Source organism: Actinosynnema sp. NPDC050436 (assembly GCF_040655415.1).
GTDB lineage: Bacteria > Actinomycetota > Actinomycetes > Mycobacteriales > Pseudonocardiaceae > Actinosynnema.
Genome location: NZ_JBFAJV010000012.1, coordinates 242,781 through 266,524 on the forward strand (window position 1 = coordinate 242,781; position 23,744 = coordinate 266,524).

Sequence of the window (23,744 nt, forward strand, 5' to 3'; positions counted from 1 at the left end):
GTCAGCAGCCTCCTCGCCGAAGCGAGCTGATGACGTTCTGCATCCCGTACTGGGAGGTGTTGCCCCGCCAGTTGCCCACCGGCCACGGTTGCCCCGAGACCCTGGCGTAGTTGATGTCACGGAAGACGCACCAGGTCTCGCCCGTCCGGTTCCACGCCGACCACACGTGGTCGTGCAGGGGTTCGAACTTGCGCAGATCGGGCGCACCCTTCTGGAAACGTGCCATCTTGCCATTCCCGTCGGTGTCGTACCAGATGCAGAACCACTCGTCCGGACAGTCCCACCACGCCTGGGTTCCGACGTCCTGTCCCGTACTTTCCGCCATTGTGGCCGTGGTTGCCGATGCCGGGCTCGTGCCGGCCGTCACGCCGCCGAGCGCCAACACGGAAAGGATGATCACAGCAATGCGTTTCACGGTTTCTCCTCGTGGAAGGTTCCGACCGGACAACCGTATGAGGCGTCCCGACACTGCGGAAGAGCGTCACCGAGAATTGATTTGACCATAGCCAAATCGGGACGTATCCGCAGGTCAGAGGATTTGGCTTGCGGTGCTGCGACGTTACGGCCGGGCCGAGCCGGTGCAGAACCAGTGCGCGGCGGGAAGTGCCGAACTGTCCTGGCTGCTGTCACCGGCACGGATGTCGCCGATGCGGTTCTTCGCCGCATCGTGGAAATGGGCGGTGATCGGAAGGTTGTTGTCGTAGGAGAAGACTGCGTCCTGCAGGTGGTAGTCCGCGAGGCGCCAACACGCGTTCTGCCGCTGAGTCCGGAAGTTCATGTCGTCGAAACCGGTGTTCCGGTACAGGCACAGCCACGTGGCCTCGCACGGCTCGGCGATGGTGGCAGGCGCCAATCGTCCCGACCTCGGCCACAGCGCGGTCACCAGCAGCACTCCGGTCGCGGTCGCCGCGACCACGGCCAGCACCCACCCTCCGCGCCGACCTGTCCTCGGTGATGCCGGAGGGTGCTCGACGGACGCGGCCGGGACTGCGACTGCCGCCTCATCCCACCACCGCCGCCACTGGGTGCGAGCGTGGTGCTCGTCCTGTCCGAGCACGCCGACCGCCAGCGACCTGACGAACTCCCAGGTGGTGTCCCAGGACGGCAGTTGCGCACCGCGCGCCGCCGCCGACAACGCCGATTTCGACGCCAGCGCACCGTAGTCCTTGCGCATGATGTCGTAGGAGGGATCCCCCGCGCGCTGCTTGAGTTCCCAGAGCCGCCGGGCGAAGGCCGCCGCCGGGTGGTCGCCCTCCGGGGCCTTGGCCACCCGCCCCCTGCGCCCGGTCCCGGCCGTCCCGCTACTCATCGCCGTCCCCGTCGACCAGGACCGCGTGCCGACCTGTATCCGCCGCCATACCGACACCCCCGAGGGCAGAAACGTGCGATGCGCCGATGAGTCTCGGTTCTACCGACCGGCGCGAGCGGGCTCTGCGTCATTTGACGCATTCATCGTCCGTTCAGCCGGAAGAGGGGATCGGGTGCGCCTCAGCGCGGGTCGGAGATCTCCGGCGGCACGGTGCACTCCACGCCGACGCTGACCATGCGGTCGGTGATCAGGGTTCCGTCCACCGTCGGGGTCACCCACTCGGGATCGCGCCCGGCGGCGATATCGTCGGCGTAGCCGGCCCGCGCGTCGAGGAGGGTGCGCCAGTCGGCGAGCCACAGGGCCGTGGGGCGGTCACCCGCGATGCGGTCTTCCCCCACCGCCCGCACGGCGTCGATCATCGCAACGACGGCGGCGTCGCGGGCCCTGATCGTCTGCACGGGATCGCCGGCCACCGCACGCACTTCCCGGGTCATGGCCGCGCAGGCACCCTCCACCGCATCCACGACCGAACACGCCGAGTGCGCCGAACCCCAGCACAGCGGCCACGATCACCACCGTCCTCATCCGACCTCCACGGTGATCGTGACTCGCCCCGGCCAGGGTATCGCGCGTAGGATGGGATCTTCGACATGTTGTCCATGACCGCTCGCCCGACGTGGAGGTCATCGTCATACCGACCTCTGCCGGTCCCGGACCGGGTGGGTCCGCTGCCGGCCGTGTCCTGCCGGGCTGGCCGCCCGTTGCACAGGTGCGCGAATACCTGATCAAGCAGGTGAACCACGCCTTGCGTCGCCCGGGTATGTATGGCGGTGAGACGGCGATCCGGCTCTACCTCGATGCGGCGGCGTTCGCGTACGCCTCCGAGCAGGCAGTGCACCAGGCGCTGGAAGAATTGCGGACCCGCCGAGCACTCTCCGCTGCCGGCGTGAGCGGGGCCTTTGCGGATCTCTGGGGTGATGCGCACGAGGGTGCCGTAGCTTCGGTCTACGCCGAGATCGCGCACTGTCGAGGATGGCTGCAACTCGACCGGACCTTCACCCCTGCCGAGCACGACGAACTTCGCCGAGGCGCCGAAACCTGGTGCCGCGAGGATCGGCTGCTCAGCGACATCCTCACGGCGTTCGGCCCACCTTCGGTCCTTTTTGGAGGGAGCAACCCACGCTATCCCAAGACGCTGGCCTACTCGACCGGACGACGTGACGACCCGCTGCTCTGCTTCCACCTCTGGAACAGCGTCTCCCCGATGTCGAACTCATCTTCCGCTGTCCACGCCGAACCCGTCCTGTGGGCCTTCCGAGAGGGCGGCACGCAGTTTCCGGACGGCTTCACCTTCACGCCGGAGGGTTCCGCCCGCCGCTTGCAACGGCCCGACCGCACCGGGGATGGGAGCCCTCCACCCGACGCCGGCGAACGGGACGGGACGAAGGGGACGTGATCATGGCATCGGGTGGAGCCGACCGATCGGTCGTGAACGTCTCAACGAGATCCTCCCGTCCCGGGTAGGCCGAGGACGACGTGGTGTGGTCGGGCAGGGCGATCCACGCGGTGTCGCGGGTGTGCTCCCCCTGTGCCCGAGCCCTGTGCCCGAGCCCTGTGCCCGAGCCCTGTGCCCGAGCAGGGCCTCGGCGACCACCCGGTACAGGTCGACCAGCGTGCCCGCCGGGTCGCCGGAACGGCCGCGCAGATCCACCCGCCCGGCAGGACCCGTCCCCGGGCGCAGACCCGGACACACCGGTTCCCGACCGCCTGTCACATTCTTCGTCCTCGTGACGACCAAGGGGGTGCACACCTCACAGGCAGAAGGGCCGGGCGGCGATGACCAAGACCAGTGGCGACGTGCGAGCGGTGGACGGCGTCGTGCCGACGGTGGCCGACGTCGACCGGATCGCCGCGCTCGCCGATCCCGTCGTCCGCAACCTCATGATCACCCACTGCTACCACGAGCTGTCCCGGGCGGTGGCGCAGCGGACCGGGGGCAGCGCGAACTGGTGCTCGTTCGCGGTGTGGGCGTCCAAGCAGGTCGGCCAGACCATCCGACAGGAGGACCCCGCGCGGCAGGTGGAGCGGGTGCTGGCGTCCTCGCCGGAGACGGCCGCCGCCGTAGACCTGCTGACGCGCAGCCTGCGGCGGGCGGTCCCCCGCGCGGCACTCGACCGCGTGGAGCAGGTGACGCGCCAGGCCGTCGTGGCGACCGCGCGGCTCGACGCCGCCGCCGAGGCGTCCGCCCGGGGCAACCTCAAGGTGTTCGAGGAGATCGCCCGCGAGTTCGCCCGCTTCCTGGTCGAGGTCGTGGACGGCGGCGGTCCGGTCGCGGAGTTCTGCGCCGCGCTGAGCCCCGGTGAGCCGCCCGAGGGGCAGCGCTACCTGCGGCAGGCGTTCACCCACTACCACCAGGCGTCGTCCGCGACCGACCCGAAGCAGCGGGCCGAACTGCTGCTGCTGGCCAACGTCGAGATCGGCCTGCACGAGCAGACCCGCCTCCAACCCGAGATCACCGCCGCGCTGGAAGCGCCGCTGGTCGACCCGCGCGAACTGGAACGCCGCCTGCTGGACCTGCTGCTGCCCGGCAACCGCGTGGTGAAGTGGCTGCGGCGGGTGCTGCTGACCGTGCTGGGCCGCCGCGCGCCCGTCCGGGCGGCGAGCGAGCAACTGGCCGTCCACGTCCGCGCGCTGGCCCGCCGGGTGATCACCGAGCACCTGATGACGCTGGCGCTGCCCGGCGGCGAGCTGCTGGACCTGAGCGAGGACCTGGTGGCCGAGTTCCCGCCGCTGCTCGCCCGGCTCTCGCACCCCGACCTGCTCGCGCTGCTCCCGACCGTCGACCCGACCCCGGACAGCGTCCTGGGCACGGCCGCGCGGGACTGGTCCGACCTGCCCGACCGGATGCACTACATCGCCGACATGTTCCGGTGCCACGCCTACCGAAGCGACCTGCTCAGCGCGCCGTTCACCCCCGAACAGGTCGCGGAACTCACCTGCGGGCGTCGGCCCACCGGTCGTCTCTGACCGCCGCGCCGCTACCGGGGTTTCGCGCCCAACGCCGCGAACGCCTCGTCGACCAGCGTGCGCAGGTCGTCGGCTCCGCCGTGGTCGACCCACGTGGTCAGGGCGGTGATCAGCGCGGCGGTCGCGGCGGCGGCGATCACGCGCAGGCGCAGGTCGACCGGGGTCCCGGCGCGTTCGGCGAGCGCTCGGGCCAGCAGGGACTCCGTGGTGGCCGCGTTGCGCCACTGCCGCGCCCGCAGTGCGGGGTGGGTGACGACGAGCCGGGTCCGGGCGTAGACGGCGTCCCGGTCGGCGGCCAGCACGGTGTCCAGGCCGGTGCGCACCGCGCGGTGCAGCGCCGTCATCGGCGGTTCGGCGGCGGGGCGGGCACGGACCGACTCGGCGATCAGCGGGTCGTAGTCGTCGTCCTCGACCACGGCTTCCTTGGTGGGGAAGTAGCGGAAGAACGTCATGTGCGACACGCCGGCGGCGGCGGCGATCTGCTCCACGGTGGTCTCGTCGTAGCCGCCGTCCAGGAACAGCCGCAGGGCGTGCTCCCGGATGGCGCGGCGGGTGCGGGCCTTGCGCTCCTCGCGCAGCCCGCCCGCCGGCCGGCTCTCGTCAACGCTCACCGGTCAAGCATGACCTCCAGGTCGCGGCGCAGGGCACCCGGCTCGCCGCGCCACGCCAGGTGGCCGTCGGGGCGGACCAGCAGCGCGCCCCCGGTGCGGTGCACCTCGCGGACGTCGCCCAGCAGGTCACGCGCCACCGCCGCGCACGGGTGGCCGGGCGGCGCGACCAGCGTCCACCGGAACTCGCCGTGCCCGGCGAACTCCGCCACCCGGTCGCCGACGCGGGGGCGGCGCCCGAACCGGGAGCGGGCGTAGCCGATCTCGAGCTGGGACGCCCGTTCCCAGATCCGGCGCTGCACGGGCGCCAGGCCCAGGAGCGGGAACAGCACCCGGTCGCGCACCACGCGCGCGAGGGCGGACTCCCCCAGCACCAGGCCGGTCAGGCCGCTGGTGGAGGCCAGCACGTCGACCGCCACCGGCCGGCGCTCGACCTCGTAGCCGTCCAGGAGCCGGTCGCCCGCGCGTCCCGACTCCACCAGGGCCAGCCGCCACGCCAGGTTCTCCGCGTCACCCAGACCGGTGTTCATGCCCTGCCCGCCGAACGGGCTGTGGACGTGTGCGGCGTCCCCCGCCAGGAGCACCCGGCCCCGGCGGTAGGTCTCCGCGAGGCGTCGGTGGATGCGGAACACCGACGTCCACACCCACCGGTCGGCCGCGTCGACGTGGATGCCGGCGTGCCGTCGCGCCGCGTCCGCCAGGTACTGGGGAACGCCCTCGACCGTGACGCCCGACGCGGGGGCCATGAACCGCCAGACGCCGCCCGGCAGCGGGAACGCCGAGAACATCTCCGCACGGCGCACCCACACGCCGACCGCGTCGCGGGGCAGCGGCAGCTCGACCCGGACGTCACCCAGCACGAAGCCCTCGACCAGCGGCACGCCGGGGAACCCGATGCCGGCCGCCGCGCGGACGGAGCTGTGCGCGCCGTCGCACCCGACGACCCACCGCGCGTCGACCGCGCCCGTGTCGGTGGACAGGACCACTCCCCCGTCGTGGTGCTCGACGCCCTCGACGCGCGTGGACCACTCGACCTCGACCCCGTGCGCCCGGAGCCGTTGCCGCAGGCGGGCTTCGACCTCGGCCTGCGACACGATCAGCCCCGGCCGCCGCACCAGCCGAGTCGGCTGCCCGACGCGCAGCTCCCCGGCCCGCCGCCCGCCGACGTGCACCACGACCCGCCCGATGCCCACCGACCGCTCCGGCAGGTCGTCCAAGGCGCCCAGGCGGCCCAGGACCTCACCGCCGCGCGGTTGCAGCCCCAACGCCCGGGACGTCGTCGCCGGTCCTCCGGCCTTGTCCAGGACCCGCACCGTGAGGCCCTGCGCCCGCAGCGCGCACGCTGCGGCCAACCCGGTCGGACCCGCTCCCACCACGACCACGCTCATGTCGTCAGTGTTAGTCACTAACAAGTGTTAGTCAATAACATTGCACTGGGGACCGGGCGCTGTCCCGGCAGCACCGCCCGGTCGGGTCGGTTCGGAGGCCCCGCACCGGGTATTCGAGGCCCGTAACCGCCACGACCACCGGGAGTGATCGCCTTGACCACCACGACGATGCCGATGCTGGAAACCCACCCCGGGCACATCGGCCTGGACCGGGGGAAGCTCGCCGAGACCATCGACGCGCTGACCGCCTGCGCCCAGACGTGCACCGCGTGCGCGGACGCGTGCCTCAGCGAGGAGTCGGTGGCGGAACTGACCAAGTGCATCCGCACCGACCTGGACTGCGCCGACGTCTGCACCGCCACGGCGCGCGTGCTGTCGCGCCACACCTCGTACGACGCCAACATCACCCGCAGCGTGCTGGAGACGTGCGCACTGGTGTGCAGGTCCTGCGCCGACGAGTGCGAAGGCCACGCGACCATGCACGAGCACTGCCGGATCTGCGCCGAGGCGTGCCGCCGGTGCGAACGGGCGTGCCGCGACCTGTTGGCCGATCTGACGTGAGCCCGAGGGCGAATGCCGGTCCGACCGGGCAATGCGACTTGTTCGATTGTGGCGCAGGACGGAAGTCCGAAGAGCCGGGGATTATTCCACTGAAGTGTGCATAAACAGCATTCACACCGGTTGACCGAGTGCGATTGGCCGTTGCGAATCGTTCATCCGTTCAGCGGTCATCCCCTCTTGGGGCGGCCAGTAGCGTCGAGACCTGTGAGTGGACCCACGAGCGTGAATGGCGGCCGTCGACGGCTGCGCGCATCTGTCGGCGTCCTCCTTCTCCTCGGCTTGTTCCTCCTGCACCTCGTCACGTGTGCGACCGACGGCGGAGTCCGCCCGGCCCAGTCGCACGCGGTCGCCTCGTCCGCGTCCCACGGGATCGCGACGGCGTTCGAACACCAGGACGACAAGCACGAATGCCCTTTCCCCGTCGTGAACCGCCAGACCGGGCACGAGCGGGGGGCTTCCTGGGGGGAGCCGACGGGCGAGGTCACCGCCGTGGAACCGCCGGTCTCGCACTGTTCGCCCTGCACCGCTCCGCGCCCGTCCACCGCGCCCGGCGCCGACGGCCGTGGACTGCTGACAGCGATCTGCGTCCAACGAACCTGACCCATTTCCGCCGTCGACCTTCAGCGGACCCAGCGGTCACTCCTGCCTGCCGCCGTCCGGGATTGCCACCCCACCAGCGCTGAACGGTCGACAAATCCTTCACGCGGCGATTCGCGCCGTTTTCCCGCAGTGGTCCACGCGTTGCGCCGCGCCTTCGACACGGCGACGACGCGCGTTTCACCGTGCCCGAATCCCGGTTGTCGGCAGGTGCCGTGACCACGCTGCGGGGAAGTGACGCCGGTGTCTTACAGCCGGCCCATCCCACGAGAAAGGTCCGTCAGTCATGAATCCCGAACCGACCCTGCACATCCTCACCCGAGCCGACCTGCACAACCTCGAACTGAGCCCGCACGAGGCGATCACCATGGTCGAGGACGGCTACCTCGCCTACGCGTCCGGGGCGTCGCGCAACCCCGCCAAGCTGATGGTGCCCATGCCCGATCCGGAGCGGGACGCGGTCGCCTACTCGATGCTCGGCTACGACGGCTCGCTGGAGCAGGCGGCTTTCAAGACCAGTTACCGGCAGGGCAGCACGTCGGCGGACAAGTACTACACGACGATCACCCTCTACGACGACACCACCGGCTTCCCGTTCGCGCTCATGGACTGCCACCGGGTCGGTTCCACCCGCACGCCCGCCAGCACCGCGCTGCTGGCGCGGTCGTGCGCCCGGCCCGGCGCGCGGTCGGTGCTCATGGTCGGCACCGGCGCGCAGGGCATCCGCACCCTGCCCTACCTGCTCACCGTGCTGCCGGGCCTGGAGCGCCTGCGGCTGTTCGGCACCCACCCGGACGGGATCCGCGACAGCATCGCCGCGCTGAAGGCCCACTTCCCCGACCGTGAGGTCGAGCTGGTGGACGACGTGGAGCCGGCCGCGCGCGCGTCGGACATCGTGGTCGCGGCGTCCGGGCGGGCGGCGCACCCGAAGATCCGCCTCGGTTGGCTCCCGCCGGGCGGGCTGCTGATCTCCGTGGCCAGCAAGGGCGTGCAGGAGGGCACGCTCGCCGAGGCCGACTACACCGTGGCCACGAACGCCGCCCAGGTCGAGGTCACCGGACGGCGGATGGCGGGGCCCGACGGCGTGTTCCGGCTCGACGCGGAACTGCCGGAGATCCTCGCGGGTCGTGCGCCCGGTCGCCGCACCGACGACGACCGGGTGTTCGCCTTCAGCAGCGGGATGATCATCACCGACATCCCGGTGGCGCACGCGCTCGCCGCGCGCGCCATCGCGGCGGGCCGTGGCCGCGAGGTGGCGCTGTGGTCGTGAACACCACCACCCTGTCGCCGCCGCTGCCGGCCATCGAACGCCCGTGGGCACCGAAGCTGCGCGACAGCGGGGTGCTGTGGGAGATCGCCCGTGCCATAGGCGGCGGGCCGTTCCACGTCATCCACCCCGCGACCTTCGCCGACAACCTCGGTGACCTGCTCGGCGCGCTCGCCGCCGAGTGCACGCCCGGCACCGTCTACTACGGCAAGAAGGCCAACAAGGCGGCGGCCTGGCTGCGCGAGTGCACGCGGCCGGGCGCGGGTGTCGACGTGGCCAGCGTCCCCGAACTGGCCCACGCCCTGGGCAACGGGCTGCGCGGCGAGTCGATCGGGGTGACCGGTGCCGCCAAGTCCGACGGGCTGCTGTGGCTCTCGCTGCGCCACCGCTGCCTGCTCGCCGTGGACGCCGCCGACGAGCTGGAGCGGGTCGCCGCACTGGCGCGCGACCTCGGCGAGACCGCCGAGGTGCTGTTGCGGGTCCGGCCGCCGACAGCGCCCGCGAGCCGGTTCGGCCTGGCACCGGACCACCTCGCGGCAGCGGTCCGGCGGTGCGCGGAGCTGCGGGACGCCGTGTCGCTGCAAGGCTTCTCGTTCCACCTCGACGGGTACGACCCGGTGGCGCGCGCCGAGCTGGCCGGGGAGCTGGTCGGGCTGTGCCTGGACGCGCGCACCCTGGGCCACCCCGCGACGAAGATCAGCATCGGCGGCGGGCTCGCGGTGGCGTACGTGGCCGCCGAGGACTGGCACCGGTTCGAGCGGGACAGGCACGACGGCTGGTTCCACGCGGGGCGCAACCCCGGGCGCACCTACCCGTACCACCAGGAGCCGGTCGGCGCGGCGATGGTGACCGCGATCCTGCGCCACGACGTCGGCGGCGCCCCGCTGGCCGACCGGCTGCGCGCGGCCGGCATCGAACTGCTGCTGGAACCGGGGCGGGCGCTGGTGGACGGCGCCGGGTTCTCGGTGTTCCCGGTCCTGGGCAGCAAGCCGAGCGGTGACCACCTGATCACCACCGTGGCCGGGCTGAGCATGAGCCTGTCCGAGCAGTGGAAGGGCAGCGAGTTCCTTCCCGACCCGGTCCTGGTCCGGGCGGGCGGGCCGCGCGACGACGGCGAGCGGGTGCGGACCTCGGTCGTCGGCTCCAGCTGCATGGAGTACGACGTGCTGACGTGGCGCGCGGTGGAGCTGCCGGCCGCGCCGGCGACCGGTGACCTGATCGTCTACCCGAACACGGCCGGGTACCAGATGGACAAGAACGAGAGCGGTTTCCACCAACTGCCGCTGCCGCCGAAGGTGGTGGTCGACGGCACCGGGTGGCACGTCGACACCGACTACCCGATCCAGGAGATCCGATGACGATCGTCCAGCGCGCCTCCGACCTGATCGGGGACACGCCGCTGCTGGAACTCGCGCGCACCGGCACCGGGACCCGGCTGCTGCTCAAGCTGGAGCAGCTCAACCCCACGGGCTCGTGCAAGGTGCGGATGGCCCGGCAGATGGTCGAGGAGGCCGAGCGCGACGGCAGGCTGCTGCCCGGCGGGCACATCGTGGAGCCGACCTCCGGCAACACCGGGTGCGGCCTGGCCCTGGTCGCGCTGGAGCGCGGCTACCGGTTCACCGCCGTCGTGGACCGGCACGCGGCCCGGGAGAAGCTGCGCACGCTCGCGGCCATGGGAGCCGACCTGGTGTTCGTGGACATCCCCCCGAGCGGGGGCGTCGGTTCCGTGCGGCGACGGGAGGTCGCGGCACGCCTCGCGCGCGAGCTGGGCGCCTACCACCCGGACCAGCACAACAACCCCGGCAACGCCAACGGCTACGCCGGGTTGGCGGAGGAGCTGCTGCGGCAGGTCGGCACCGTCGACGTGCTGATCGCGTCGATCGGGACCGGCGGTTCGCTGTGCGGCACGGTCCGCGCCCTGCGGGCGGCGGGCGCGCGGACGCGCTCGGTGGCCGTCGAACCGGTGGGCTCGATCATCTTCGGCGGCCCGCCCGCGCACTACCACCAGACCGGTGCGGGCAGCCCGGACGGGTTCCCCATCGGGTCGAACGTGGATTACGCGCTGGTCGACCAGGCGCACCGGGTCTCGGACTGCGACGCGTTCGCGGGTGCCCGCGTCGTGGCCCGCCGGACCGGGGTGCTGGTGGGCGGGACCACCGGCGGTGCCGTGCACGTCGCGCTGCGCCGGTTGCTGTCCTGCCCCGCCGGGAGCACGGTGGTGGTGCTGGGCAACGACGCCGGGGAGAAGTACCTGGACTCGGTGTACGACGACGACTGGTTGCGGGAGCGGGGTGTGCTGGACCAGCTCGCCCACCGGCGGGTCGAACGGTGGTTCACCACCTACGACGTGTCGGTGCGGGTGGCCGGTCCCGACCGGCGGTCCGCGACCCCGGCGGCAGCGGTGAGCGCGTGACCGGGACGACGACCACGCCGGCAGCCGGCTACCGCGCGCTCGTTGCGCTCGCCGCGCCGATCGCCGGTGTCCAACTGGCGCAGGTCGCGCTCACGAGCGTCGACTTGGCCATGCTCGGCCTGCTGGGCGTGACGGCGGTGGCCGCCGGCGGTCTGGCGCTCCTGCTTTACAACCAGGTCCGCACGATGTGCGTCGGCATGGTCACCGGCACCGGCAACCTGGTGGCGGCAGCGGCCGGGGCGGGCGAGCGCCGCACCGGCACCGCCGACCTGGACGACCGGGCGAGGGCGGAGATCCGCTCGCTGGTCCGCTCGGCGCTGCTGGTCGCCACCCTGACGGCGGCGGTCGGTGCTGCGGTCCTGTGTGGACTGGCGCTGGCGCTGCCGCTGCTGGGCCAGCAGCAGGAGGTCGTCTCGCTCGCCCGCGCCATGATGTTCGCCCTGGCGGGCGGGCTGTTCCCGATGATCTGGCTGAACGTACTGCGCCAGTTCGCGGTCGGGTTGCGCCGGCCCGGTTCGCTGCTGCCCGTCACCCTGGTGTCGATCGCGGTCAACGCGGGCGCGAACGCCGTGTTCATCTACGGCTGGCTGGGGATGCCCCGGCTGGGGGTGGCCGGGGTGGGCCTGGCGACGACGGTGGTCCAGGTGTTCACGCTCGCGGTGTTCGCCTCGACCGTCCGCCGCGACCCCCGGCTGCGGCCGATGGTGTCGCTGGCCGCGTGGCGGGCGGACCCGGTGGTGGTGCGACGGATCGTCCGGCACGGGACGCCGATCTGCTTCACCTACGGGTCGGAAGCCGCGATCACGTCGATCGCCTCGCTGCTGATGGGCGTGTTCGGTCCGGCGATGCTGGCGGCGTCGAACGTCGCCAACCAGCTCGCGTACATCGTCTACCAGTGCAACATCGGCCTGTCCCAGGGCTCCTCGATCCTGGTCAGCCGCGCGCTGGGGCACGGTGAGCCCGGGATGGCACCGGCGATCGCGCGGCGTGCGTTGACGCTGTCGTGGACGTTCATGGCGGTCGTGAGCCTGGGTTACGTGCTGGTGCCGCAGGCGATGTTGTGGCCGTTCCTCCAGGAGGGGACGGACGCGGCGGTGCTGGGCACGGCGTCGACGCTGCTGTTGTTCGCGGTCGCGCAGCAGTTCAGCAAGGGCAGCCAGAACATCCTGGTCGGCCTGTTGCGCGGGCTGGGCGACACCGTGTCCGGTCTGCGGTGCACGCTCGTCGGGTACTGGCTGGTCGGCGTGCCGGCCATGGCGCTGTGCACCTACGCGCTCGGCTGGGGCGGCTGGGGGGTGTGGACGGGCCTGTGCGTGGGTTTCGCCGCGACCGCAGTGCTGCTCGCCCGACGTTTCCGCGCCACTGCGGCGGTTCGTGGCGCTGCACCTGCCTGAGGCGCAGCCGTGCGCTGTGGCGCAGGGGTCATGTACGACGGTCGCAGCGGACCGTCACCGGTCGGCCGTGCGGGCACGGTCGACCGGTGACGGGTCTGCGATCGGAGGTTCAGCGCCTGCGCTTGAGCAGGATCACGCCGGCGGCGAGCACCACCAGCACCCCGAGCACGATGAGACCGCTGGAGATCGCCTCCACCGCGTCGCTCGATGCCTGGTCGGCCATCAGCAGCGCGGCGGTCGACGCGAAGACGACCAGGGTCCCCGAAGTCACGGCGACAGCGATCTGCATCCCTCTACTCATGGAACTCCTTGTACGCGTCGTTGACCGCCTTCAACCCCGAGCCGAAGGCGACGATCCCCGCACCGATGCCCGCCACGCAGCCCACGGCGGCGGTCGCGGTGCAGCCCACGCCCACCGCCGCCCCGGCGACGACGGCGTACCCGACGGCCTTGGTCAGCTCGCTGATGCCGCCCAGCGTGGTGGCCCCGGTGGGGTCGCTGTTGTTGATCGGGTCGGCCTGGGCGTAGTTGTAGGGGTTGGGCTCCTGGCCGGTGGGGTCGGGCGAGTGGAAGCGCGCGGTGGCGCTGTCGTAGAGCCGGAAGCCGAGCAGCTGCTGACCGCGCTGGAGCTGGTAGCCGCCCAGGAAGCGGAACGGGTTGGACGCCGCCGCCGCACCGCTGGCGGTGACGGTCCCGTAGGCCGAGTAGTCGTACTCGGCGGCGAGGGTGCCGCTGGTGTCCACCAGCGCCAGGACGGTTCCCTGGTGGTCGGTGACCGCGCCGTAGCGGGCACCTGCCGCGTCCTTCAGCCCGATCAGCAACCCCTTGGTGTCGCGGGTGTAGCTGGAGCGCTGCCCGTTGTCCACGGTCTCTGATACCCCCAACGCGCTGCGGGTGAACACGTGGGTGGTGGCGGTGCCGCCGTTGGGGGTTTCGGTGATGGTGCGGGGTTGGGTCTGGTCGCTGGTGTCGTAGGCGAGGTCCAGCACCTTCGTCGTGCCGGCGTCACCGGTCAGCACCTGGTTGGTCGGGCTGTAGGTGAAGCTGGTGTCGGGGTTGGCGGTGGACTTGAGGTTGCCCGCGCCGTCGAAGGATACCGTGGTGTTGTTGACCTTGGTGTACTGGTCGGCGGCGTTGACGGTGTAGGTGTTGCCCTCGCCGGTGAGCACGTTCGACGCGTTGTCCAGGCCGTAGGTGCGGTTGCCCGCCTTCGTCAGGCGGCCGAGGGCGTCGTAGGTGTAGTCGTGGGTCACGGTGATCTTGTTGACGCTCGACGTCGTCTTGGACTGCGTCTTGTCGGTGTCCGTGCCGTTGGAGCGGGTGTAGCGGTAGGTCGCCTTCAGCAGTTGCGCGCCGGACTTGGCGACGGTGATGGAGGTGTGCCGCCCGGAGTTGTCGTAGCCGGTGGTCTGCACCGCCCCGCCGGGGAACGACGTGGTGGTGCGCCGGTCGTTGTCGTCGTGGCCGAAGGTCGTGGTGCCGCCGTAGGCGTCGGCCAGCGAGGTCAGCCGGTGGGCCGCGTCGTAGGTGTAGGTCGCGGTGCCCGTCGGGGTGGTCAGGGTCTTGAGGTTGCCCACCTTGTCGTAGGTGTAGGTCAGGACCTCGGTGCCCCGGGCGGCCTTGGTCAGCTGGTTGCGGGTGTCGTAGTCGAAGGTCCGCGTCACCCCGGGCACCTGCGTCGAGGTGAGGTTGCCGTTGGCGTCGTGGGTGTTGGCCTGCACCACCGTCGTGCCGTGCTTGGCCGACACCACCCGGTCGAGCCGGTCGTAGCCGTAGTCGATGCGCACGTTGTTGCCGTCGGTCACGCTCGTGAGCCGTGACAACGAGTCGTAGGAGTAGCTGGTCGGCGAGGCGGGTGCGGGCGGGGTGACCTTGGTCAGGTTGCCCGAGCCGTCGTAGGTGTAGGACGTGACCGCGCCCTTGCCGTCCTTGCGCGTGGCCACCGTTCCGTTGCGGTTGTAGGTGTAGGTCCCGATGTCGACGCCCAGCCCGACCGAGCGGACCCCGGTCAGGTTGCCGTTGGTGTCGTACTGGCGGGTGACCTGGTTCCCGGAGCCGTCGGTGATCTGCGTGGGCAGGTGCGGGTGCGCGGAACTGGTGTACCCGACGACGTTCTGCGCACCGGTCGGCAGCTTCGTGCCGATCAGGTTGTTGCCCGAGTCGTACTGGTAGGTGGTGGAGTGCTGCGTCGCGTTGGTGGTCGAGTTGACGTCACCGGCCGCCGTCCACGTCTGCGCCCGTGCGTGGCCCAGCGCGTCGGTTGCCTTGGTCTGGCGGGCGTAGTCGAACTCGTAGGTGGAGGTGCCGCCGTTGGCGTCGGTGACCTTCCCGTCGGCGGTGTACGTCGTGGAGGCACCGGCACCGTCCGGCGTGGGCTCGGTGAGCTTGGTGAGGTGCCATTGCGCGTCGTACTCGAACCGGTAGACGCCGCCCCGGCCGTCGGTCACCGACGTCGGCACGTAGGGGTACTCGTCGGCGAAGGTCACCTTGATCCTGCCGCCCGCGCGGTCGGTGAACTCGCTCAGGTGCCCCAGCCCGTCGTAGACGTAGTCGCCGAACGTCTGGCCGGACGGGTCGGTGATCGACTTCGGGCGCTTCTGCCCGTCGTAGGCGAACGTCGTGACCCGGCCCTGGGTGTCGGTCACCGACGCCAGCGTGCCGTCGGTGTTGTACCGGTTGTTGATGGCGTTGCCGTTGCGGTCCGACTGGGACACCAGCCACCCGGAAGCGGTGAACAGCCACCGTTCGCCCGAGGAGTCGAACGACACCACGTACCCGCCGTCAGGCGTCTTCGTCAGCTTGGCGTGCAACCCGTTCGACGGGGCGAAGGTGCCGTCTGACTTCAGTCCGAAGAACACGCAGTACCCGTTGGGGCCCTCCAGGATCGTCCCGTTCGACCAGTGCGAGAGGCCGATCGCGGCGTAGCTGGACAGCCAGGTGCCGTTGCTGTTCTCGCTGTTGTAGAACCGGCCGTGGGAGAGGTTCAGCCCCGTGCCCTTGACCGTCAGCTCGCGGTAGGCGAGCACCACGTTGCGGTTGTAGAGGTTGACCAGCACCTCGAACCGGTCGCTCACCTCGTGCCGCTCCATCGTGTACCACGGCAGGATTCCCGCGTAGTCGCTCGTGCACGTGCTCGTCAGCGGCGCGACCTGCCCGCCCGCCCGCGGCGCTTCGCCGCCGGACGGCACCCGGGCCCGATCGGGCGGCGGGCCGCCGACCGGGGTGCGGGCGACCTCCTGCGGCGGCGTCCACGTCTCCGGGGCCGCCACCACCCGGGCGTCCGCCGGATCGGCCGTCGCCACACCGGCGACCACACCGCCCGCCACCGAGGCGACGATCACCGCACTGGTTAAAACGCGCAGCGCAAAACCCCGCGAAACATCGCGTCCCACTGCAAACCCCCTTGTGGACCGAGCACCCCCCGGCACCCGGCAGATCCGGCGCACACCCTGGCGCACCGGCGAATCCCAAGCTAACGATCACCGGTGCGCACCGCATCCCGGCTGCGGAGAATCACACCAACGCCGCAGCAGAGGTGACGGGAAGCCACCGCGCTGCCGGCCGCTCCGACGAACGAGTGAGAGCACGACGTCAAGTCGGCCGGCAGCGCGGTCAGAGCCGGTCAGAGCCGGCGGCGGTCCCGACCCCGCAGCCGGGCGCGGAGCGCGGCGTACCGGGCCCCGGTGCCCAGGTGTCGCTCCCGTCGGGCTCGCACGCGGCCTTGCCGGGAAGCGTGGCGTCCGTGGCCGGACGACGGGCCGTGCGGGTGTTCGGCGCTCGTGAACATCCGCCGCCGGTCGCGTCCTGCCAGCGGGACGGGAATGCGTTCGCGGAGGGACGTCGTCGGTGTCCGGACGACGGGCAGGGCGTCGACCGTCCACAGTGCTGTGCGGTCGTCGGCGGGCAGGGCGGTACGGCGGAGGTGGCTCATGGTCTCCGGATTCCAGTGCTCGTGCAGGAGGCGTGCGGTGCACCGCCTCGGAACCAGTGGCGTACGGCCCGCACCGATCACGCGGTGCGGGCTTCAAGCGGCACGGCGGAGAGCGGCGGGGAGTCGCTCGAACCCGCCGTGGTCCTCTCCGGGCATCACTGGTCACTGCTGCATGGCGGCCATGATGTGCACCTTGCCGACCGCCGGTCAACGCATTTTCGGGCCGTGCCCGGCCCTTCAGACCGCGACTGGCCGCTCCTGCGTCGCCCAGGAGGTCCGGCGCACCAGCCCGACCCACCACACCAGCGTCAGCGCGATGATCGTCGGGTTCTTCACGAACAGCAGCACCGCCTGGTAGCCCTGCCGCGCCTCGGCCGGCAGCAGCCCGCCGACGATGGTCTCCGCCACCACGTCGAACACCAGGAACGCGACGCCGAGCAGCACGCCCTGCCAGACCAGGCTGCGCCAGTGCGCCGTGGCGAACGCCGTGAACCGCTCCCACGTCGCCCGACCGCCGCGCAGCGCGAGCCACCCGACGGCCAGCACGAGCCCGACCCGCACGACCATCACGACGACCTCCGACGCCGCCGCCCACGCGCCGGGGATGCCCCAGTTCACGGCGATGAGCCGTTGTGTGGACGGGATCAGCGACAACCCCGCGATCAGCGGCAGGTGCCGCAGGTAGAACCGCCACGTCCAGCGCGGGACCTCCAGCGCCAGCTTCAGCTCCGCGACCCAGATCTCCACCAGTTACCTCCCCCGTCGAACTATTTAGTTTAGTGTACTGAAATATCGGGAGCGGTAAAGTGCCTGCCATGAGCGACCTCGGACGTGAGCTGAGCACCGCCGTGGTGGCGTTTCACGAAGCGGTGGGCGCGCACCTCGGCGTCACCGCCGTCGACCAGCGCGCTCTCGCCCTCGTGGGCCGCCACGGCCCGATGACGGCGGGCGACCTCGCCAAGCGGATCAACCTCACGCCGGGCGCGGTGACCGGAGTCGTGGACCGCCTGGAACGAGCCGGCCTGGCCCGGCGCGACCCCGACCCCGCCGACCGCCGGCGCGTCCTGGTCAAGGCCGTGGGCGGCGCGCTCGGCCCCCTGTTCGCCGGCCTGAACGAGGCCATGGGCGAGGTGACCGCCCGCTACAGCCCCGAACAGCAGCAGCTCATCGCCGACTGGGCGACCAGGACGACGGAGGTGCTCCGCGACCAGGCCCGGAAGCTGACCGAGAGCCGCGACCAGGCCCGAGGATGACGGCCGACCGGGCGGTCAGGTTCCCGCGCCGGCCGGACGTGCGTCGGCTCGGTCGGGGTGCTGCCGGAAGTGGTCGAGCGCCTCGCAGTCGCAGGAGCTGAGCACCTTCAACGCAGACCGGGACAGCAGGTCCCAGGACAGTCCCCGGGCCTCGACCCACTCCCGGGTGGCGGGGAAGGTGGGCCGGTGTTCGCACCCGGCACCCGCCAGGCGTCCCCGCAGGTGCTCCACGAGCGCGTGCCGGTCGTCCGGCCCCAGGCCGAGCCGCCGGTCCGCGCGCCGGAGGCGGTCCGCGTGGAACTCCTCCCGGAGGGAGCGGGCGACCTCGTCGGTCGGTCCGGCGGCCCGCAACCGCGCCTCGAAGACCCGGACCCGGAACCGCTCCAACGACAGGATGGTGGTGAAGTGGCCGTCGGTGGGCAGGACCGCGATCTCGTGCCCCTCCTGGTGGAAGCGCTCGAACTCGTCCTCCAGCAGCACGTCCGCGTCGACCGGGGTCGCCGGACCGGCGTCCTCGAAACCCATCGCCTCGGCGGCCATCGCGGCCAGCCGGGGGTGCGGCCACAGCGGGACCAGCGCGTTGTCCTGGTCGTCGATCTCCATCAGCCCGGTGTCGAAGTCCCACGCCCACACAGTCCCGGTGGCGGCGACGGTGGTGAAGAAGTACTCGTCGCGCGCAGGACGGCCGCCGGCCCAAAGATCCCGGGCCGCACCGTCGGACAGCGGGGGGATCGTGGTCATCGGGCCTGCTTCCTCGTCGTCCGCGTGGTCGGCGACGAAGCCTAACCGGTCGGGGTCCGCAGTTCTGCGTTGCCGGGTTCGGGTTGGTGGGCTCTCGTGGGACGTGGTGCTCAGGTGAGGGCTCGTGTTCCGTGAATCAACCGTTGGCTGGTGGTGACGACACGGTGGAGGGTGGGAACCACTTCGAGGTCGAGGCCGACCGGTCGACGGTGGTGCAGGCCGCGCGGGATGCCGTTGTGGTGCAGGTCGACTGCGCGACGAGGGTCCCCGCGATGGAAACGCTGTCACCGCCGGTGTCGGTGAGGCGGGTGCCGGTCGGTTCAGGTGTGTTCGTGGGCCGCGCAGCGGAATTGAAGCGGTTGGACGCGGTTCTGACGCCGTCCGGTCGTGCCGGTGTGGCCGTGATCCACGGGTTGGGCGGGGTCGGCAAGAGCACCTTGGCGGCGCGGTTCGCGGAGCGGCGGTCCGACAGGTTCGCGCTGGTGTGGTGGGTGGCTGCGGACTCCCCCGCCGCGATCGGGACGGGCGTGGCCCGGCTGGCGGTGGCGCTGGCACCCGAGGCGGCTCCCCTGCCGTTGGAGCAGCGCGTCGAACTGGGTCTGCGGTGGCTCGCCTCGCACGACGACTGGCTGCTCGTGCTGGACGACGTGACCGGTCCGGCCGACGCCGTGGAGCTGCTGGAGCGCGTGCGGACGGGCTCGATCCTGATCACCAGCCGGCACGGGCGCGGGTGGCGGTCGGTTCCCACCGTACCGCTGGGCGTGCTCGCGGCCGACGAGGCGTCGGAGATGCTGGCACGGGTCGTGCGCGCGGAGTGGCCCGAGGCGCGGCTCCGCGACGGGGAGCGCCTGTGCGCGGAGCTGGGGTGGCTGCCGCTGGCGATCGAGCAGGCCGGTGCCTACCTGGCCCAGACCCGCGTCACGCCGACCGCCTACCTCGAACTGCTGGCCCGGTTCCCGGCCGAGACCTACGCGGCGCTGGCCGAAGGCGAGGACCCGCAGCGCACGATCGCCCGGGTTTGGAAGGTCACCCTCGACCGCCTTGCCGACACCCCGCTCGCGGGTCAGATCCTTCACGTGCTGGCCTGGTACGCACCCGACTCGATACCCCGCGCGCTGTTCGACCGCTATGCCGACGACCCGGCCGTGCTCAGCGCGTTCGGCAGGTTGGCCGCCTACAGCATGATCACCCTCAGGGAGCAGACCCTCGACGTCCACCCGCTGGTGCAAGCCGTCACCCGGACCCCCGACCCCGCCGACCCTTGTCGACAGGCCGAGGACATCGCCCGTGCCCGTGCTACCGCCACCGTCCTGCTCTCCGACAGCATCACCGGCCGCGACCCCGTATCGCCCGAGGACCGGCAAGTCTTCCAGGTGGCCCTGCCCCACACGCGCGCCCTGCTCGCCCACACCCGCCCGGACGACGACCTGCCTGAGACTTGCGTCCTCGCCGCCCGCCTGGGCAACCACCTCAGCGACCGGGGCGACGCGACGACGGCCGTCGACTTCCTCGTCCGCGCGGCGAGCAGCTTGTCCCGGCTTCACACGCCCGAGCACCCGACCACGCTGACAGCACAGAACAACCTGGCCGTCGCCTACCAGCGCGCAGGTGATCCGCAGAGCGCGATCCGACTGTTCGAGATCACCCTCGCCGACCGCGAACGCGTGCTGGGGCCGGACCACCCGGACACGCTCGCCTCACGCAACAACCTCGCCACCGGCTACCAGGAAATCGGCGATCTTGAGAGCGCAACACCGTTGTACGAGAGGACGATGGCCGATTCCGAACGGCTGCGAGGCCCGGACGACCCCTACACCGCACTGGCCCGCAACAACCTCGCCGGCGCCTATCGGGTTGCGGGTGACGTGGAGCGTGCCATCACGCTGTACGAGCAGGCGCTGGTCGACACCGAACGGCTGCTGGGCCGTGACCACCCCTCCACGCTCACCGTCCGCCACAACCTCGCGTGCAGCTACGACCTCAGGGGCGATTCCGATCGGGCGATCGCGCAACTCCAGGCCACGGTGGCCGATCGGCAGCGCGTGCTCGGCACCGACCACCCGGACACTCTGCTGTCCCTCAACGAACTGGCCAACACCTACGCCACCACGGATCGACCGGAGCGCGCGATACCTTTGTGGGAGGCGGTTCTCGTCGACCGGGAGCAGGTGCTGGGGCACGACCACCCGGACACCCTGTTGACAAGGAAGGCACTGGCCGACACCTACTTGGCACACGATCACCACGAACGTGCCGTTCCTCTGTACGAAACCCTTCTCGCCTACTGCGAACGTCAGCTGGGCACGGACCACCGAACGACTACAGCGGTCCGCTCGTCGCTGGTGCGCGCCACAGCACCTAGATGACGGCCGACCGGGAATGCCGCTGTGGCAGCCAAGCCAAGAGCGGCAGGGCGACGTCAGCGTTACACGACAGCGCTCGGCAGGCACCCTGCGTGAGGGCGGAACGGACGACCAGCGGACGGCCGGCGGCTGGTGGTTGCGGGTAGAGGCGGGCAGAGTCGGGAGGGCCACGTCTCCCCCGTCCGTGAGGAGTCCTCCGTGTCCACCCAACGACAACCGCTCGCCGGCACCGTCGCGCTCGTCACCGGGGCCAGCAGCGGGATCGGTGCGGCGACCGCCCGACGGTTGGGGGCCGAGGGGGCGGCCGTCGTCCTCGTCGCCCGTCGTCGTGACCGGCTGGAGCAGGTGGCCGCCGACATCGCCCAAGCGCACGTGCTGCCCGCCGATCTCACCGACCCCGCGCAGGCCACCACCACCGTCGACGCGGCCATACAGCGCCTGGGGCGGTTGGACGTCCTGGTCAACAACGCGGGCACCATGACCGTCGGCGACGCGCTGCACGCCGCCACCGACGACTGGGACCGGATGCTCGCGCTCAACGTCCGCTCCCTGCTCCACATCACCCACGCCGCCCTCCCCCACCTCGTCCGCGCCGCCGCCGACGCGCCGCGCAGGGTCGCCGACATCGTCAACGTCAGCTCCGTCGCCGGCCGCGTCACCTGGCCCGGCAGCGCGGTCTACAGCCTCACCAAGTCCGGTACCAACGCCTTCGCCGAGTCGCTGCGCCAGGAACTGCTCGGGCATCGGGTGCGGGTCGGGGTGGTGGAGCCCGGTGCCGTCGACACCGAGATCTACGACCACCTCGACCCCGCCGCGCGACGGGACATGGACGAGCGCATGGCTCGGATCGACCCCCTCCTGACCGAGGACGTCGCCGACGCGGTCGCCTACCTGGTCACCCGCGACCGGCGGGTCGCGGTCAACGAGCTGCTGGTCCGGCCCGCCGACCAGACCTGGTGAACGGTCCCGTCCCGCGTGGCGGGACACAGGTCCACCGACACCGTCCCGCCGCGCGAAATCCGGCGGCATCGGCGGCCGTTCCCGGCGAGGATGGCCGGTGTGGGGGAAGTCGAAATCGTCGTCGCCCATCGCCGGCGTGCGACCCTGCGCGTCGGCGACGTCTTCCTGAAGGTGGACGGCGACCCGGCGCACGCCGACGTCGAGGTGCGGGCGATGGCCATGGCCCCGGTACCCACCCCGACGATCCTCTGGCACGAGCCGCCGGTCCTGGCGATCGCCGCCGTTCCCGGTGAAGTGCTCGGACTGCTCGGTGGACCGTCGACCGCGTCGCCGGCGGCCTGGGCTGCGGTCGGTGCGGCCATCCGGGAGCTGCACGACGCGCCGCTGCCGCCGTGGCCGGGGCGCCGGCTCGATGACGTGGTCGCGGAACTGGACAGCGAGTGCGCGTGGCTGCTCGCCCACGACGTCCTGCCCGCCGAGGTGGTCCGGCGCAACCGCGAGATCGCCGAGGCCGCGCTCCGGCCGTGGGAGCCGGTGTTCGTGCACGGCGATCTGCAGATCGCGCACGTGTTCGTCGACGGCGACGAGGTCACCGGCATCATCGACTGGTCCGAGGCCGCCCCCGGTGACGCCATGTACGACCTCGCCACCCTCACGCTCGGGCACGAAGACCGCCTGGACGACCTGCTCACGGGCTACGGCCCCGACGCCGACCGGGACGTGATCCGCGCCTGGTGGTCGCTGCGCAGCCTGGTCGCGTCGCGCTGGCTGATCGAACACGGCTTCGACCCGGACGCGCCGGGGTGCGAGTTCGACGTGCTCAGAGCCCGGACGCGGGAACCGCAGCGCCCGCCGACCGGGGCGAAGTGAGCCCGGCAGGTGGTCTCCCGACACGGTCGGGGGACGGGGATGGCCATCCGCCGGAGGCCGTGCACATACTCGGGGCACATCCTCGGGACGCGCTTGGCGCAGGAACCGGGCACGGACGGGAGCACCGCACATGGCACACCGCAGGCTCGCCGCGACCACCGCCGTCGTCTTCACCGCCACCCTGCTCACCGCCGCGCCGGGCACGGCGAACGCGGCTGAGCACCTGGTCTTCCTGGCCGGCGTCGACGTGGGGACGGGCGTCTGGGACGCGACCGGCGGGACGGCCGTCACGCTCGGCGAGTTCACCGACACCGCGCCCCAGCACTGGTACTGGGATCTCGACGTGGAGACGTTCCGCAACGCGGCGAGCGACCAGTGCCTGGCCGCCTCCGGTGGCGGGCTGGGGCTCGCGCCGTGCGACGACGTGGATGCCCAGCAGTGGGAGCGGCGGCCGACCGGCGACCCGAACACGACCCCGTCCCTGTTCGCCAACGCGGGCGGCGACGACTGCATCACCCACACCGGACCGGCGGGCCCGCTGGTGCTCGCCACGTGCGATGCGGACCGCGCCGACCAGCAGTGGAACATCTACCTGGTCTAGGAGCTGTTTGGGGTTTGGATCATGTGGTTGAGGTCGGGGCCTTCAGCCACATGATCGCTCCTCGTAGATGCAGTCCGGCCTCGTAGCTTTGCGGTGTCTTGTCGTAGCGGGTGGCCAGCCCGCGCCATGTTTTGATCTTCTGGAAGCAGCGTTCGACGGTGTTGCGCCGCCGGTAGCGCACGGGATCGAACGACCCGGGGCGGCCTCCGGCGGAGCCCTTCTTCCTGCGGTTGGCCCGCTGGTCGGTCTTCTCCGGGATCACGGCCGTGATCCGGCGGCGACGCAGGTAGGCCCGGTTGGCCTTGGAGGAGCACACCCCTGTCCGCGGCCACCGCGTCCGGACGGGTGCGCGGCCTCCCGGTCGGGCCGGGAACCCGGATCCGGTCCGGCACCGTTCGCAACCGGGGGCCGCCGGCGGCCTGGCCGGAGTGAGCACGAACGCCAACGCCAACGCCAACCCG

At 71.6% G+C, this 23,744-nt stretch carries 21 protein-coding genes and 1 pseudogene; 12 read left to right on the forward strand and 10 right to left on the reverse strand.

Annotated features, from left to right (window positions below; genetic code table 11):
* Position 1: 1 nt before the first annotated feature.
* The 3 genes from AB0I60_RS27470 to AB0I60_RS27480 all read right to left on the reverse strand — a co-directional run bounded on the left by AB0I60_RS27470 (position 2) and on the right by AB0I60_RS27480 (position 1,803).
* A complete protein-coding gene (locus AB0I60_RS27470) occupies positions 2 to 415 on the reverse strand; it encodes a peptidase inhibitor family I36 protein (protein ID WP_360734471.1) in 414 nt (137 codons plus the stop codon).
* 144 nt (positions 416 to 559) lie between these two features.
* Positions 560 to 1,309, reverse strand: coding sequence for a hypothetical protein (locus tag AB0I60_RS27475; RefSeq protein ID WP_360734473.1), 750 nt, complete (start codon positions 1,307 to 1,309; stop codon positions 560 to 562).
* 179 nt (positions 1,310 to 1,488) lie between these two features.
* Positions 1,489 to 1,803 (reverse strand): hypothetical protein, encoded by a 315-nt coding sequence (locus tag AB0I60_RS27480; RefSeq protein ID WP_360734476.1) that lies wholly within the window; start codon positions 1,801 to 1,803, stop codon positions 1,489 to 1,491.
* Positions 1,804 to 2,078: 275 nt separating this feature from the next.
* Between AB0I60_RS27480 and AB0I60_RS27485 the strand changes: the two genes are divergently transcribed.
* Positions 2,079 to 2,765 carry a hypothetical protein gene (locus tag AB0I60_RS27485; RefSeq protein WP_360734479.1) on the forward strand — a complete coding sequence of 229 codons (687 nt, stop codon included), beginning with the start codon at positions 2,079 to 2,081 and terminating at the stop codon, positions 2,763 to 2,765.
* 380 nt (positions 2,766 to 3,145) lie between these two features.
* A complete protein-coding gene (locus AB0I60_RS27490; protein ID WP_360734481.1) occupies positions 3,146 to 4,336 on the forward strand; it encodes a hypothetical protein in 1,191 nt (396 codons plus the stop codon).
* Between the two features lie 11 nt (positions 4,337 to 4,347).
* On the opposite strand, the gene AB0I60_RS27495 is transcribed toward AB0I60_RS27490, so the two are convergent.
* On the reverse strand, positions 4,348 to 4,947 hold the full coding sequence (locus AB0I60_RS27495) for a TetR family transcriptional regulator (RefSeq protein ID WP_360734484.1): 600 nt from the start codon (positions 4,945 to 4,947) through the stop codon (positions 4,348 to 4,350).
* Complete coding sequence (locus tag AB0I60_RS27500) at positions 4,944 to 6,332, reverse strand: FAD-dependent monooxygenase (RefSeq protein WP_360734487.1); 1,389 nt, start codon at positions 6,330 to 6,332, stop codon at positions 4,944 to 4,946. The genes AB0I60_RS27495 and AB0I60_RS27500 overlap by 4 nt, the downstream gene beginning before the upstream one ends.
* A gap of 168 nt (positions 6,333 to 6,500) precedes the next feature.
* On the opposite strand from AB0I60_RS27500, the gene AB0I60_RS27505 reads away from it, so the two are divergent.
* The 5 genes from AB0I60_RS27505 (at position 6,501) to AB0I60_RS27525 (ending at position 12,564) form a co-directional block, all read left to right on the forward strand.
* Positions 6,501 to 6,893: a four-helix bundle copper-binding protein gene (locus AB0I60_RS27505; protein WP_360734546.1), complete on the forward strand. Its 393-nt coding sequence runs from the start codon at positions 6,501 to 6,503 to the stop codon at positions 6,891 to 6,893.
* Between the two features lie 883 nt (positions 6,894 to 7,776).
* Complete coding sequence (locus AB0I60_RS27510; protein ID WP_360734490.1) at positions 7,777 to 8,760, forward strand: ornithine cyclodeaminase; 984 nt, start codon at positions 7,777 to 7,779, stop codon at positions 8,758 to 8,760.
* Entirely contained in the window at positions 8,757 to 10,115 is a 1,359-nt protein-coding gene (locus tag AB0I60_RS27515) for a Y4yA family PLP-dependent enzyme (protein ID WP_360734493.1), read from the forward strand. Before AB0I60_RS27510 ends, AB0I60_RS27515 begins: the two co-directional genes overlap by 4 nt.
* Positions 10,112 to 11,170 carry a cysteine synthase family protein gene (locus tag AB0I60_RS27520; RefSeq protein ID WP_360734496.1) on the forward strand — a complete coding sequence of 353 codons (1,059 nt, stop codon included), beginning with the start codon at positions 10,112 to 10,114 and terminating at the stop codon, positions 11,168 to 11,170. The genes AB0I60_RS27515 and AB0I60_RS27520 overlap by 4 nt, the downstream gene beginning before the upstream one ends.
* A complete protein-coding gene (locus AB0I60_RS27525) occupies positions 11,167 to 12,564 on the forward strand; it encodes an MATE family efflux transporter (protein WP_360734499.1) in 1,398 nt (465 codons plus the stop codon). Before AB0I60_RS27520 ends, AB0I60_RS27525 begins: the two co-directional genes overlap by 4 nt.
* A 109-nt stretch (positions 12,565 to 12,673) precedes the next feature.
* Here AB0I60_RS27525 and AB0I60_RS27530 read toward each other — a convergent pair whose 3' ends face one another.
* From AB0I60_RS27530 to AB0I60_RS27540, 3 genes are all read right to left on the reverse strand, one after another.
* Positions 12,674 to 12,865 (reverse strand): LPXTG cell wall anchor domain-containing protein, encoded by a 192-nt coding sequence (locus tag AB0I60_RS27530; protein ID WP_360734502.1) that lies wholly within the window; start codon positions 12,863 to 12,865, stop codon positions 12,674 to 12,676.
* On the reverse strand, positions 12,858 to 15,905 hold the full coding sequence (locus tag AB0I60_RS27535) for an RHS repeat-associated core domain-containing protein (protein ID WP_360734504.1): 3,048 nt from the start codon (positions 15,903 to 15,905) through the stop codon (positions 12,858 to 12,860). The genes AB0I60_RS27530 and AB0I60_RS27535 overlap by 8 nt, the downstream gene beginning before the upstream one ends.
* 827 nt (positions 15,906 to 16,732) lie before the next feature.
* Positions 16,733 to 17,242, reverse strand: a complete 510-nt coding sequence (locus AB0I60_RS27540; protein WP_360734507.1) for a hypothetical protein — start codon at positions 17,240 to 17,242, stop codon at positions 16,733 to 16,735.
* A 68-nt stretch (positions 17,243 to 17,310) separates the two neighbouring features.
* Between AB0I60_RS27540 and AB0I60_RS27545 the strand changes: the two genes are divergently transcribed.
* Positions 17,311 to 17,748 carry a MarR family transcriptional regulator gene (locus tag AB0I60_RS27545; RefSeq protein ID WP_360734510.1) on the forward strand — a complete coding sequence of 146 codons (438 nt, stop codon included), beginning with the start codon at positions 17,311 to 17,313 and terminating at the stop codon, positions 17,746 to 17,748.
* A 15-nt stretch (positions 17,749 to 17,763) separates the two neighbouring features.
* Here the strand turns inward: AB0I60_RS27545 and AB0I60_RS27550 are convergent, their stop codons facing one another.
* On the reverse strand, positions 17,764 to 18,489 hold the full coding sequence (locus AB0I60_RS27550; RefSeq protein ID WP_360734513.1) for a DUF2750 domain-containing protein: 726 nt from the start codon (positions 18,487 to 18,489) through the stop codon (positions 17,764 to 17,766).
* Positions 18,490 to 18,761: 272 nt separating this feature from the next.
* On the opposite strand from AB0I60_RS27550, the gene AB0I60_RS27555 reads away from it, so the two are divergent.
* From AB0I60_RS27555 to AB0I60_RS27570, 4 genes are all read left to right on the forward strand, one after another.
* Positions 18,762 to 20,855, forward strand: a complete 2,094-nt coding sequence (locus tag AB0I60_RS27555) for a tetratricopeptide repeat protein (RefSeq protein ID WP_360734549.1) — start codon at positions 18,762 to 18,764, stop codon at positions 20,853 to 20,855.
* Between the two features lie 195 nt (positions 20,856 to 21,050).
* Positions 21,051 to 21,812 (forward strand): SDR family NAD(P)-dependent oxidoreductase, encoded by a 762-nt coding sequence (locus AB0I60_RS27560; protein ID WP_360734516.1) that lies wholly within the window; start codon positions 21,051 to 21,053, stop codon positions 21,810 to 21,812.
* Positions 21,813 to 21,911: 99 nt separating this feature from the next.
* Entirely contained in the window at positions 21,912 to 22,682 is a 771-nt protein-coding gene (locus AB0I60_RS27565; protein ID WP_360734519.1) for a phosphotransferase, read from the forward strand.
* Between the two features lie 130 nt (positions 22,683 to 22,812).
* Positions 22,813 to 23,283, forward strand: a complete 471-nt coding sequence (locus AB0I60_RS27570) for a ricin-type beta-trefoil lectin domain protein (protein WP_360734522.1) — start codon at positions 22,813 to 22,815, stop codon at positions 23,281 to 23,283.
* Between the two features lie 19 nt (positions 23,284 to 23,302).
* Here AB0I60_RS27570 and AB0I60_RS27575 read toward each other — a convergent pair.
* Positions 23,303 to 23,744 (reverse strand): annotated as a pseudogene (locus AB0I60_RS27575) (transposase); the annotation flags it as partial.